The sequence below is a fragment of the Erythrobacter sp. genome (assembly GCF_023653175.1).
Lineage (GTDB): Bacteria > Pseudomonadota > Alphaproteobacteria > Sphingomonadales > Sphingomonadaceae > Erythrobacter.
The window spans coordinates 1-11,396 of the sequence record NZ_JAMNXL010000116.1 but is presented as its reverse complement, the minus strand read 5'-3'; the positions used below and the strand labels follow the sequence as shown (position 1 = coordinate 11,396).

Here is an 11,396-nt window from a genome sequence, read left to right as displayed (position 1 = left end):
GCGCGCCTTGCCGAGGATGTCGGGCTCCGACGCATTCTTCCCCATCGCCGCGCCGAGCGCCCGCGCGACCTCGCGCACCGAGCGGTCCTCGCCCGAACCGATGTTGAACGTCCCGCCCGCTGCCGCCGGGTGATCCAGCGCATCGGCAAAGGCGCGCGCAACATCGCTGACGTGGACGAAATCGCGGCGCTGCTCGCCGTCCTCGAAGATCATCGGCGGCTGGCCGTTCATCAGCCGGGCGGCGAAGATCGCCAGCACCCCGGTATAGGGGTTGGAGAGCGCCTGCCCCGGGCCGTAGACGTTGAACAGCCTGAGGCAGGTGCTCTCGATCCCGTAGGGCGCGGCCATGATGTGGGTCATGCGCTCCTGCACATATTTGTTCAGCGCATAGACCGAGGAGAGCGCGGGCGCCTTCCACTCGGGCGTGGCAACGGGGGCGAGCGGGCGGCCTTGCGCATCGCACGGATCCCAGCTGCGCTGGCCATCGCGGAGCACGCCGCGCGCCGCATCCTCGACAAGCGCGCCATCGGCATCGCGGTAGAGCCCTTCCCCGTAAATGCTCATCGAGGAGGCGGTCACGATCCGGCGGACGGGGTGGTCCATCAGCCGCTCCATGAGGATCGCGGTGCCGAGTTCATTGGTGGCGGTATAGCGCGCCGCCTCGTACATCGACTGGCCCACGCCAACCTCGGCGGCGAGGTGGACGACCGCGTCCACGCCTTGAAACGCGGCAGCGACCGCATCCTCGTCGCGCACGTCGCCGTGCCGGAAATCGATGTCGGCGGGGAGATCGGCCGGGCGCGCGCCCTCCGGGTGAACCTGCGGGATCAGCGCGTCGAGTACTCGCACGGCGTGGCCGCGGCGGAGCAATTCGCGGGCGAGGTGTCGGCCGATGAAGCCGGCGCCGCCGGTTACCAAGATCAATTCCGCCACTTGCGCACTCCCGACAGCTGCTGGTTCTTCTTCAGCTAAGTTCCTAGTCGAAGCGGGGCGGGCATGGTTTAAATCGGGATGCTAACGCATGTTGATCGGTTCTTGATCGACATGGTGGCCTATTCGGATGCTCAGCTGCAAGTCTGCGGGGACCACGCACTAACCCAAATTGGACACATGGCTCCTTGAGGGCTGGCGGCGAGTCGGCTTCTACTTAGCTTCGCCAGCTTCGGGAGCACCATGACCGCCACTATTCTCCTCGTCCGCCATGCGGCGCATGCGCAGCTTGGCCGCGTTCTGACCGGGCGAGGCGGCGATGTGCCGCTGACACCGGCCGGGCGCGCGCAGGCCGAGGCTCTGGCGGAGCGACTGGCGGCAGGCGGGCTCGATGCGGTGCACACCAGCCCGGTCCGCCGCGCGCAAGAGACCGCGCGCGCCATCGCCGGGGCAGCGGGGCTCGCCGAAACGGTTGCACCCGGGCTCGACGAGATCGATTTCGGCGCCTGGACGGGCAAGCGCTATGCCGACCTTGCCGGCGATCCCGATTGGCAGGAATGGAACAGCCGCCGCGCCGACGGCAGAGCGCCCGGCGGTGAGACGATGGGCGGTGTCCAGCAGCGGGTGCTCGCGAATCTGCGCGCGGCGGCCCGCAACAGAGCGGGCGCGGTGATCGCGATGGTCAGCCACGCAGACGTGATCCGCGCCGCGGTCGCCGGCGTGCTCGGCCTGCCCCTGGGGCGCATCCTCGGCTTCGACATCGACCCGGCCTCGGTCACCCGCATCGCCGCAGGGTCCTGGGGCGAGCGGGTGATGAGCCTCAACGAGCGCGCGGGTTGAGGATGGCTGACGCTCCGTCCAACCGCAGCTTGCGCGCCGACGTCGAGGCGCTCGCACCGTGGTTCCAGAACATCGATCTGGGCGGCGGGCTGACCACCGCGCCCGCGCACTTCCTCGGCGATTACCCCGCCTTCAAATACCGCCGCTTCGCCCATGCCCTGCCCGCCGATCTCACCGGCAAGTCGGTGCTCGACATCGGTTGCAACGCCGGCTTCTACGCGATCGAGATGGCGCGGCGGGGCGCGGGGCGCGTGCTGGGGGTCGACAGCGATCCGCGCTATCTCGATCAGGCGCGGCTGGCGGCGGGCGCGCTGGGCTTTGCCGGCATCGAATTCGCGCGATGCGACGTCTACGACGTGGCAGCTCTGGGCGAGCGCTTCGATCTCGTGATCTTCATGGGCGTGCTCTACCACCTGCGCCACCCGCTGCTCGCGCTCGACCTGATCCGCGAGCATGTGGCAGGCGACCTGATGCTGTTCCAGACCATGCAGCAGGGGAGCGCCGAGGTGTTCGCGGCCCCGGCCGACCATCCCTTCCACAAGCCCGGCACCTTCGATCCGCCAGACTATTTCGACGCGCCCGGCTACCCCAAGCTCCATTTCATCGAACGCGAATTCGCAGCTGACTGGTCGAACTGGTGGGCCCCCAACGCCGCCTGCGCCCAGGCGATGCTGCGCGCGGCGGGCTTTGTCGTCGAGAGCCATCCGGAGGCCGAGGTCTATCTCTGCCGCGTGGCCCCGGTGCCCTTTGCCGAGATGGGCGCGGGCGCGGTCTATCCGGCGCAGGGGATGCGAGCATGATCGAAGCCGCGATGATCTGGAACGAGCCCAACAACAAGTCGCACTGGAACCCCGAGCTCGACCCCGACTGGGCGATCTATGCCGACACGGTGATCCGGGCTGGCCGGTCGATCGCCGCGATCAATCCGCACGTGACGCGGGTGCTCGGCGGAATGTCGCCGATCGACCCCTTCTGGGTCGAGAAAATGCGCGGGCACGGCGCGCTGGACGAGGTCGACGTGGTCGCCGTCCACGGCTTCCCGCTCGACTGGAACCTCTGGCCGATCCACGCCTGGCCGGACAAGATTGCCGAGATCGAGGCGGTCGTTCCCGACAAGCCGGTGTGGGCGACCGAGGTCGGCGTCGGCAGCTTCGGGGCGGACGAGGTGCAGGTCTTCGGGCTGGAACGCACCGCCGATCTGCTGCTGGGGCGCGTGCCGAACGTCTACTGGTATTCGCTGTTCGACCTGCCGCAGGCCTGGGGCGCGGAGACGCGGCACCGCAAGGCGGAAGGGTCGAGCTATTACCGCCACTTCCACATGGGCCTGATCCGCGCCGACGGGAGCCCCAAGCCCGCGTTCGAGAGCTACGCGCGGGTCGCCGACCGAATGGGCCTGATGCAGTGGTTCCATTTCGAGGATCCGCGCTTGAATGACGCAGTCAGGATCATGCAGGGCCTCGGCGTCCGCAAGCTGCGCACCGGCCTCAGCTGGGCTGACCGCTTCCGCCCCGGCGCGCTCGACTGGTTCGACCGGCAGATGGAGGCGCTCGCCCCCTTCGAGGTGATGGTGACCTATTGCTTCACCCCCGAACATCTCGGGGTGGAGGCGCATCACACCTCCTGCGCGCGCGACCCGCAGGCCTTCGCCGATTTCTGCGCCGAGATGACCGAGCGCTACGCCCCCGCCCGCCCGCTGGTCCGCGCGGCGCGCAGTTGACCCTAAAGGAGAATTCCATGCTGTCCCCCGCGGCCCGCAGGATCAAGGTGGCGCTGGTCGGCGTCGGCAATTGCGCATCCTCGCTGGTGCAGGGCATCGCCCATTATCGCGGCGGGGCGAACGAAACTGTGGGGCTGATGCACCGCAGCCTCGGCGGCTACGAGGCGGGGGACATCGGCATTGTCGCCGCCTGGGATATCGACCGCCGCAAGGTCGGCCGCGACGTCGCCGAGGCCATCTTTGCCAAGCCCAATTGCACCGCGCGGTTCTGCGACACTGTCGAGCCGACCGGCACCAGGGTCCGCATGGGCCGCCTGCTGGACGGGGTCGCCGCGCACATGGCCAATTACCCCGAAGACCGCACCTTCCTCCCCGCCGACGCGTCCGAACCCGATCACGCCGCCGTGGTCGATGTGCTGCGCGAGAGCGGTGCCGAGGTGATGGTCAACTACCTTCCCGTCGGCTCGCAGCAGGCCAGCGAGTTCTACGCCGACTGCGCCATCGAGGCGGGCGTCGCCTTCGTCAACGCCATCCCCGTGTTCATCGCCAGCGACCCCGCCTGGGCCGAGCGGTTCCGCAGCGCAGGCATCCCGATCATTGGGGACGACATCAAGGCCCAGCTCGGCGCGACCATCGTCCACCGGGTGCTGACCGATCTTTTCGCCAAGCGCGGAGTGACGCTGGAGCGGACCTACCAGCTCAACACCGGCGGCAATACCGACTTCCTCAACATGCTGGAGCGCAGCCGTCTCGCCGCCAAGAAGGTCTCCAAGACCGAGGCCGTGCAGGCCGTCGCCGCCGCAAGGCTGGGGGACACGGATATTCACGTCGGCCCGTCCGACTATGTCGCCTGGCAGAACGACAACAAGGTGTGCTTCCTCAGGATGGAGGGCACGATGTTCGGGGGCGTCCCGATGAACCTGGAACTGCGGCTCTCGGTCGAGGATTCGCCCAATTCGGCAGGTGTCGCGATCGACATGATCCGCTGCGCGCAGGTCGCCCGCGACCGGGGGCTGGCCGGGCCGATCCATCCGGCGAGCGCATGGTTCTGCAAGCATCCCCCGCGCCAGATGAGCGATGACGAGGCCCACGCGGCGCTCGAAGCCTTCATTGCGGAAGGCTGATACGATGCGCGCGGTTGTCCTGACCGGCCCGGGGGCCGCCGCCATCACCGATGTCCCCCTGCCCGAACCCGGCGCAGGCGAGGTGCGGGTGCGGCTCGAGGGATGCGGGGTGTGCGCCTCCAACCTCATGCCGTGGGCGGGGCCCGAATGGATGCGCTACCCCACGCCGCCGGGCGATCTGGGGCACGAGGGCTGGGGCCGCATCGAGGCGGTGGGCGAAGGCGTGACGGGGCTGGCCGAAGGCGATAGCGTCGCGGCGCTCTCGTTCCGGTCCTATGCTGAGGCCGACATCGCGCCCGCCGCCATGGTGGTGAAGCTGCCGCCCGCGCTGGCCGGCCGGCCCTTCCCGGGCGAGGCGCTTGGCTGCGCCTTCAACATCTTGCGGCGGAGCGACATCCAGGCCGGGCAGACCGTCGCGATCATCGGCATCGGCTTTCTGGGCGCGGTGCTGACCAGGCTCGCGAACGCAGCGGGGGCCGAGGTCATCGCCATCTCGCGCCGCCCCGAGAGCCTCGCCCTCGCCCGGGATTTCGGTGCGGCCGAGACCATCACCATGGACGACCACGGGCGGATCATCGAAGCGGTCAAGGCGATCACCAGCGCGGTGCTGTGCGACCGGGTGATCGAATGCGTCGGCAAGCAATGGCCGCTCGATCTGGCGGGCGAGATCGTCGGGTTCGGCGGGCGGCTGGTGATTGCGGGCTACCATCAGGACGGGCCGCGGCAGGTGAACATGCAAGGCTGGAACTGGAAGGGCATCGACGTCGTCAACGCCCACGAGCGCGACCCGGCGGTGCAGCTGCGCGGGGTGCGCGAGGCGGTGGCGGCGGTGAGCGAAGGCCGCCTCGATCTCGCGCGGCTGCTCACCCACCGCTACCCGCTGGCGCGGCTCGGCGAGGCGCTCGATGCGACGCGCGACAAGCCCGCCGGCTTCGTCAAGGCGTGGATCGACCTCGGGTGACGCTTTCAAGGGAGAGTAGGCCCCGCCTCGGGTTCCTCGGCACCGGCTGGATCGGCCGTCACCGGCTCGAGGCGATCGCGGCCACCGGCGCGGCCGAGATCGTTGCCCTTGTCGATCCTGCCGAGGATTGCGCGCGCGAGGCACTCGCGCTCGCGCCGGGTGCGGCGATCCTGAGCTGCTACGAGAGCCTGCTCGATGCGGGGCTCGACGGGGTCGTGATCGCCACGCCCAGCGCGCTCCATGCCGAACAGGCCATCGCGGCGCTGGAGCGGGGCGTTGCCGTTTTCTGCCAGAAGCCGCTCGGGCGAACCGCCGCCGAAACGGCCCGCGTAGTGGAAGCGGCCGAAACCGCCGACCGCCTGCTGGGGGTCGACCTCTCCTACCGCCACACAAAGGCCGCCCGCGCGCTTGCCGCACTGGTCGAAGCGGGCGAACTGGGCACAATTTTCGCCGCCGATCTGGTGTTCCACAATGCCTATGGCCCGGACAAGGCGTGGTTCCGCGACCCTGCGCTGTCGGGCGGGGGCTGCGTCATCGACCTCGGCAGCCACCTTGTCGATCTGGCGCTGTGGCTGACCGGTTTTCCGGCGGTCGAGCACGTCAGTGCAAGGCTCTTTGCCGGGGGCGAGCCCTTTGCGCGCGGGGGCGAAGTGGTCGAGGATCACGCCCTCGCCCGGCTCGATCTGGCCACCGGAGCGGCGGTGCGGATCGCCTGTTCGTGGAACCTGCATGCGGGCGAGGACGCGCGGATCGAGGCGAGCTTCCACGGCACCAAGGGCGGCGCGCGGCTGCGCAATGTGGCGGGAAGCTTCTACGATTTCGAGCTGGCGCGCTTCACCGGCACGGCGACCGAACCACTGGTCTCCCCGCCCGACGACTGGGGCGGACGCGCGGCCGCCGGCTGGGCGCGCGCGCTTGCGACCAGCCCCCGCTTCGATCCCGAGGCGCACCGCTTCACCGCCGTCGCTGCGGTCATCGACCGGATCTATGGGGCCGCCGACCGCGCCTGAAAGCCTGCGCGCCTCGCCCGCCGCACCGCAAGGGCGCCTCGGCCCCGGCCTGACCTATGTGAGTGCCCCAAGCGCCTACACAAAGCACCTTCGCGCCTGCCTATCACAGGAGGAAACAGCCGATGGCAGACGCAATCAACACCGAAGAAACCCGCGAGCTCATTGCCTCGAACAAGGTCGAGGGCACCGCCGTTTATGATCTTGGAGGAGAGCGTCTCGGGTCGATCACCAACTTCATGGTCGACAAGCGCTCGGGCAAGGCGGAATACGCCGTGATGCAGTTCGGCGGCTTTCTCGGGATCGGGGCCGATTACTATCCGATCCCCTGGTCGATGCTGACCTACAGCACCGATCATGGCGGCTATGTGGTCGATCTCGACAAGGACACGCTCGAGGACGCGCCGCGCTATGCGGACAACAACAACGAGCCCGAATATGACCAGACCTACAACAGCCAGGTCTATTCCCATTACGGCGTGACCTACTAAGGGCCGCGCCGTAGGCGGCCCCGCTCCGCCCCCGTTGGGCGGGGCCGCCATCAGCTTTCCGGATCGAGCGTCTCGGCAACCTCTTCGGTCTTGCGCGCAGGCATCGCGATCATCCCGAGGATGAACAGCGCGAAGACCAGGCAGATCGCGTTGGGCACGATCAGCGCCCATTCCCCTTTCATGATCCCGAACGTGGTCCACGCCGCAAAGGCGAGGCACGTCAGCGCGAACATCGCCAGCGAGAGGCCCTCGGTGGACCGCTCGCGGATGATCTTCCAGGCCTGCGGGGTGAAGCTTGCCACCGATGCGCTCGCGCCGATGGTGCCGATGATCGTGACCCAGTCGATGGTCATTGCGAAACCCCTTCCTCCACAACCACGCGCGCCCGGTTGAGCGACCCCGGCAGGCCATCGGCCAGCGCCCGCACCACCGCCTCGCGCACGTCGCAGCGCAAATCGAACATTTCGCTCCCGCCGCGCGCGCTCATCAGCACGCGCACTTCGAGGGCGTGCGGCGTCATGTCGGTGACCTGCACCGCCGCCGCGCGCCCGTCCCACAGCCTGTGCGAGCGCACCGCATCGAGCGCCACCTCGCGCAGGGCGGCGATATCGGCGGTGTGGTCGACATGGACGAACACCGTGCCGAGCAGCTGGCTGGTCTGGCGCGTCCAGTTCTCGATCGGCTCCTCGACCAGCTTGGAGACCGGGATCACCAGCCGTCGCTGGTCCCAGATCCGCAGCACCACGTAAGTGAGGCCGATCCGCTCCACCCGGCCCCATTCGCCCTGATAGACCACCACGTCGTCGATCCGCACCGGTTCGGTGAAGGCGAGCTGGAAGCCGCCGACAATGTTCTTGAGCAGCGGTTGCGCCGCGACACCCACTGCCAGCCCCGCGATCCCCGCCGAAGCCATCACCGCCAGCCCGATCTCGCGCACGGCGGGGATAGCCAGCAGCATCAGCCCGGCGCTGACCAGCAGCACCACGATGACCGCAATCCGGGCGAGAATGTCGGCCCGGGTGCGGCGACGGCGCGCGGCGAGGTTGTCCTCGACCTCGAGATCGCTCTGGGCATAGACGTAGCTCTTGAGGAAGCGGATGCCGGCGATCACCAGCCAGCCCCACAGCAGCGGCATGACAAGCCGCACGAAGGCGACGATCCCCGCGGCCAGATCGCGGCTCGGCACCGCGATGCGCTCGACCGAGAGCAGCGCGAGAGCGACCGCGATCCAGCGCAGCGGGCGGACCAGATGCTCGATCAGCAACTCGTCGCTGCCGGTCTCGGTGCGCCGGGCGATGCGCCGGGCGACGAACACCAGCAGGCCGTGGACAAGCAGGGCCGCGGCCGCCAGCGCGGCGGCGATGCCCAGCGTCCAGACGAGATCGATCAGCCCCTCTTCGCCGGGGAGCAGGTCTCCAAGCTGTGCGAAGTCCATCGTGTCAGCTGCCGACGATGATCCCGCCATTGGGGTGCAGCACCTGCCCCGTCATGTAGCTTGCATCCTCGCAGGCGAGGAACAGGAAGCAGGGCGCGACCTCGTTGGGCTGACCCGGTCGGCCCAGCGGGGTGGATTGGCCGAAGGTCTTGAGCTTCTCCTCGCTCGCGCCCCCGAACGGGTTCAAGGGCGTCCAGATCGGCCCCGGCGCCACGCCGTTCACGCGAATGCCCTTTTCGGCGAGGTTCTGCGAAAGCGAGCGGGTAAAGGCGGTGATCGCGCCCTTGGTGGCGGAGTAATCGAGCAGCTCCTCGGCACCTTCGTACATCGTCACCGAGGTGCAGTTGATGATCGCCGCGCCGCGCTCGAGAAAGGGCATCGCCGCCTGCACCATGTAGAACATGCCGTAGACATTGGTCTGGAAGGTGCGCTTCAGCTGCTTCTTGGTGATCTCGGTCACGTCCTTGTCGGGATGCTGCTCGCCAGCATTGTTGACGAGGATGTCGATGCGCCCGAATTTGCGGATCGCGAGGTCGATGATTTCCTTGCAGTGATCGCGCTCGCCGATGTCGCCGGCGATGGTGACGGCGCGCGCGCCCTCGTCCTCGACCATTTCGGCCGTCGCCATCGCGTCCTCTTCTTCCTCGAGATGCGAGATGACGATGTCCGCGCCCTCGCGCGCGAACAGCACCGCGACCGCGCGGCCGATTCCGCTGTCGCCGCCCGTGACGATCGCGACCTTGCCCTCGAGCCGCCCCGATCCGGGATAACGCGGCTCCCAGTCGGGCTTGGGCTCGAGATTGGCCTCGAGGCCGGGCAGGTCGCCTTCTTCGAGCTTGGAGACAATCTTGGACATGGGGAGGTTCCTTGCGTGTGAGGGTTCAGGAGAGGGTGAGGTCGAGCGCCAGCATCAGCGCGAGGCCCGCCATCAGCGCCGGGTTCGCCGATCCGTGCGCCATCTGGCGGCGGGTGTGGGGGATGATCTCGGCGGCAACCACGAACAGCATCGCGCCCGCTGCAATACCGAGCGCCCAGGGGAGGATCGCTGCCGACGCCGAGGCGATGGCGACGCCGAAGGCCGCGCCTATCGGCTCGATCAGCCCGGTCGCCAGCGCCGCCGCCGCGCAGCGCGCGCGGCTCCAGCCGATGCTGGCGAGAAGCGCTGCGACCGCCATCCCCTCCGGGATGTTCTGCAAGCCGATCGCGAGCATCGTCGCCCAACCGAGCTGCGGATCGCCGCCCATGAAGCTGAGGCCCACGGCCATGCCTTCAGGAAGGTTGTGCAGGGTTATCGCGAGCACGAACAGCGCGATGCGGCGCTCGTCGGGTGCGGCGGGCCAGTAGCGCCCTTGCGCGGCGAGCCCATGGCTCCACACCCCTAGCCGCGCCATCACCGCAGCGCCGAGCCACAGGGCGACCAGCACGCTCGCCCCGGCGGCGATCAGCGAGGCCCCGCCCTCGCGCAGCTGCACGAAGGCGGGTAGGATCAGCGAGCCGAAGGCAGCGGCAATCATCACGCCTGCGGCAAATCCGACGAGCAGGTTCTGCCGCCGCGCATCGGGCGCGCCCGAGACCGCGACCAGCAGCCCGCCGAGACCGGTCATGGCCCCGGCAAGGCTGCTTGCCGCGATTCCTGTCAGCGCCACCTCAAGCATGCATCAGTCGTCGATCACCGCGCCCGCGCCAAGATCCGCCCCGGTCAGCGGATCGCTGTTCGGGTCCGAAGCTGTGCGCAGCATCATCGCCTCGACGGTCTTCATCTGGTCGGCCGGCAGCTTGACCTCGGCCGTGCCCTCGCCGCCATCGGCGGATCGGGTCATGTCGCTCTCGTCGGTGGTTTCCCATTCGGGTCCGCTGTTCCACGGCCCCTGGGTGTCGCCCGGCCCGGTCGAGGCGTTGACATAGAGGCTGTCATAGGGCGCAACCCCGGCAAGGCGTCCCGGCGGGAAGTTGTCGGCAATCGAATAGAGCGCCTTCTCGAAGCTCTTCTGGTGGGCGATCTCGCGGGTCATCAGGAAGCCCAGCGCGTCCTTGATGCCCGGATCATCGGTGATCGCGATCAGGCGTTCATAGATGATCTTCGCCCGGCTCTCTGCCGCGATGTTGGAGCGCAGATCGCAGGTCGGATCCCCGCGCGAATCGATATAGGCCGCGGTCCACGGCACGCCCGAGGAATTGGTCAGCGCAGGCCCGCCGCCATAGAGGATCGACTGGGTGTGACTGTTCCCGCCCGCGGTCAGCGATTTGTAGAGCTCGGCTTCCTCCAGCGCGGCCTCGGCCAGGTCGCCCTTGGCGCCCTTGTTGAGCATGGCGACGATCGAGCCGATCACCTCGAGGTGGCTGAGTTCCTCGGTGGCGATGTCGAGCAGCAGGTCCTTGCGACCCGGATCCTCCTCGGCGAGGCCTTGCGTGAAGTAGCGCATCGCCGCGGCCAGCTCGCCGTCGGGGCCGCCGAACTGTTCGAGCAGCAGCGAGGCGAGCGCCGGGTTCGGCTCGGCAACGCGGACGGTGTATTGCAGGCGCTTGTTGTGACTGAACATGATGGGTTATCCTCTCGAAACGGCGGTGTCGCCCGACCGGATCACCGGCTCGCGGACGATGTTGTTGCGCTCTGCGCGCCGGTCGGGCGGGACGAGATCGCTCTGGCTAGGCAGCCGCATATAACTAATGACACTCACCACCAGCGGCACGCCGAGTATCCAGAACGGTAGAACGTTCGTAATCCAAGAATTGTCCATGAATAGTGCTCCGGATGCGACGAACAGTTTTCGCTCGCCCGTTTGATAAAGACTGACCGCTCCGCAGCCGTGACCCTATAACATGGGTTCGCAATGCCCGGTCTTTCGGCCATATTTGCCGAACTTCACATAGGTGAGACTGAAAACGTTCCG

General features: G+C 68.2%; 14 protein-coding genes. 7 read left to right on the top strand and 7 right to left on the bottom strand.

The window, feature by feature from the left end:
- On the bottom strand, positions 1 to 933 hold a 933-nt coding region (locus NBV68_RS12925; RefSeq protein ID WP_296310431.1), incomplete at its 3' end, for an NAD-dependent epimerase/dehydratase family protein.
- Positions 934 to 1,173: 240 nt separating this feature from the next.
- On the opposite strand from NBV68_RS12925, the gene NBV68_RS12920 reads away from it, so the two are divergent.
- From NBV68_RS12920 to NBV68_RS12890, 7 genes are all read left to right on the top strand, one after another.
- The gene (locus NBV68_RS12920) at positions 1,174 to 1,770 is read left to right on the top strand and encodes a histidine phosphatase family protein (RefSeq protein ID WP_296310430.1); all 597 of its coding nucleotides are present in this window, start codon (positions 1,174 to 1,176) and stop codon (positions 1,768 to 1,770) included.
- 2 nt (positions 1,771 to 1,772) lie between these two features.
- Entirely contained in the window at positions 1,773 to 2,570 is a 798-nt protein-coding gene (locus NBV68_RS12915) for a TIGR04290 family methyltransferase (protein WP_296310429.1), read from the top strand.
- Positions 2,567 to 3,487 carry a beta-xylosidase gene (locus tag NBV68_RS12910; protein WP_296310428.1) on the top strand — a complete coding sequence of 307 codons (921 nt, stop codon included), beginning with the start codon at positions 2,567 to 2,569 and terminating at the stop codon, positions 3,485 to 3,487. The genes NBV68_RS12915 and NBV68_RS12910 overlap by 4 nt, the downstream gene beginning before the upstream one ends.
- 17 nt (positions 3,488 to 3,504) lie before the next feature.
- Entirely contained in the window at positions 3,505 to 4,611 is a 1,107-nt protein-coding gene (locus NBV68_RS12905) for an inositol-3-phosphate synthase (RefSeq protein WP_296310427.1), read from the top strand.
- A 4-nt stretch (positions 4,612 to 4,615) separates the two neighbouring features.
- Complete coding sequence (locus NBV68_RS12900) at positions 4,616 to 5,572, top strand: zinc-binding dehydrogenase (RefSeq protein ID WP_296310426.1); 957 nt, start codon at positions 4,616 to 4,618, stop codon at positions 5,570 to 5,572.
- On the top strand, positions 5,569 to 6,582 hold the full coding sequence (locus NBV68_RS12895) for a Gfo/Idh/MocA family oxidoreductase (RefSeq protein ID WP_296310425.1): 1,014 nt from the start codon (positions 5,569 to 5,571) through the stop codon (positions 6,580 to 6,582). Before NBV68_RS12900 ends, NBV68_RS12895 begins: the two co-directional genes overlap by 4 nt.
- Before the next feature lie 122 nt (positions 6,583 to 6,704).
- Positions 6,705 to 7,070, top strand: a complete 366-nt coding sequence (locus tag NBV68_RS12890; RefSeq protein WP_296310424.1) for a PRC-barrel domain-containing protein — start codon at positions 6,705 to 6,707, stop codon at positions 7,068 to 7,070.
- Between the two features lie 50 nt (positions 7,071 to 7,120).
- On the opposite strand, the gene NBV68_RS12885 is transcribed toward NBV68_RS12890, so the two are convergent.
- From NBV68_RS12885 to NBV68_RS12860, 6 genes are read right to left on the bottom strand one after another with little or no spacing between them, the layout of a single operon-like run.
- Positions 7,121 to 7,423, bottom strand: a complete 303-nt coding sequence (locus NBV68_RS12885; RefSeq protein ID WP_296310423.1) for a PQ-loop repeat-containing protein — start codon at positions 7,421 to 7,423, stop codon at positions 7,121 to 7,123.
- Positions 7,420 to 8,505, bottom strand: coding sequence for a mechanosensitive ion channel domain-containing protein (locus tag NBV68_RS12880; RefSeq protein WP_296310422.1), 1,086 nt, complete (start codon positions 8,503 to 8,505; stop codon positions 7,420 to 7,422). Before NBV68_RS12880 ends, NBV68_RS12885 begins: the two co-directional genes overlap by 4 nt.
- A gap of 4 nt (positions 8,506 to 8,509) precedes the next feature.
- The gene (locus NBV68_RS12875; protein WP_296310421.1) at positions 8,510 to 9,361 is read right to left on the bottom strand and encodes an SDR family oxidoreductase; all 852 of its coding nucleotides are present in this window, start codon (positions 9,359 to 9,361) and stop codon (positions 8,510 to 8,512) included.
- Between the two features lie 25 nt (positions 9,362 to 9,386).
- On the bottom strand, positions 9,387 to 10,151 hold the full coding sequence (locus NBV68_RS12870) for a ZIP family metal transporter (protein WP_296310420.1): 765 nt from the start codon (positions 10,149 to 10,151) through the stop codon (positions 9,387 to 9,389).
- Between the two features lie 12 nt (positions 10,152 to 10,163).
- A complete protein-coding gene (locus tag NBV68_RS12865) occupies positions 10,164 to 11,045 on the bottom strand; it encodes a manganese catalase family protein (RefSeq protein ID WP_296310419.1) in 882 nt (293 codons plus the stop codon).
- Between the two features lie 6 nt (positions 11,046 to 11,051).
- Positions 11,052 to 11,243 (bottom strand): hypothetical protein, encoded by a 192-nt coding sequence (locus tag NBV68_RS12860; RefSeq protein WP_296310418.1) that lies wholly within the window; start codon positions 11,241 to 11,243, stop codon positions 11,052 to 11,054.
- Positions 11,244 to 11,396 lie beyond the last annotated feature (153 nt).

Bases quoted from the DNA above. Each gene is read 5' to 3' on its own strand.
- NBV68_RS12920 (WP_296310430.1), top strand. From the start codon at position 1,174: ATGACCGCCACTATTCTCCTCGTCCGCCATGCGGCGCATGCGCAGCTT.
- NBV68_RS12915 (WP_296310429.1), top strand. From the start codon at position 1,773: ATGGCTGACGCTCCGTCCAACCGCAGCTTGCGCGCCGACGTCGAGGCG.
- NBV68_RS12910 (WP_296310428.1), top strand. From the start codon at position 2,567: ATGATCGAAGCCGCGATGATCTGGAACGAGCCCAACAACAAGTCGCAC.
- NBV68_RS12905 (WP_296310427.1), top strand. From the start codon at position 3,505: ATGCTGTCCCCCGCGGCCCGCAGGATCAAGGTGGCGCTGGTCGGCGTC.
- NBV68_RS12900 (WP_296310426.1), top strand. From the start codon at position 4,616: ATGCGCGCGGTTGTCCTGACCGGCCCGGGGGCCGCCGCCATCACCGAT.
- NBV68_RS12890 (WP_296310424.1), top strand. From the start codon at position 6,705: ATGGCAGACGCAATCAACACCGAAGAAACCCGCGAGCTCATTGCCTCG.
- NBV68_RS12885 (WP_296310423.1), bottom strand. From the start codon at position 7,423: ATGACCATCGACTGGGTCACGATCATCGGCACCATCGGCGCGAGCGCA.
- NBV68_RS12880 (WP_296310422.1), bottom strand. From the start codon at position 8,505: ATGGACTTCGCACAGCTTGGAGACCTGCTCCCCGGCGAAGAGGGGCTG.
- NBV68_RS12875 (WP_296310421.1), bottom strand. From the start codon at position 9,361: ATGTCCAAGATTGTCTCCAAGCTCGAAGAAGGCGACCTGCCCGGCCTC.
- NBV68_RS12865 (WP_296310419.1), bottom strand. From the start codon at position 11,045: ATGTTCAGTCACAACAAGCGCCTGCAATACACCGTCCGCGTTGCCGAG.
- NBV68_RS12860 (WP_296310418.1), bottom strand. From the start codon at position 11,243: ATGGACAATTCTTGGATTACGAACGTTCTACCGTTCTGGATACTCGGC.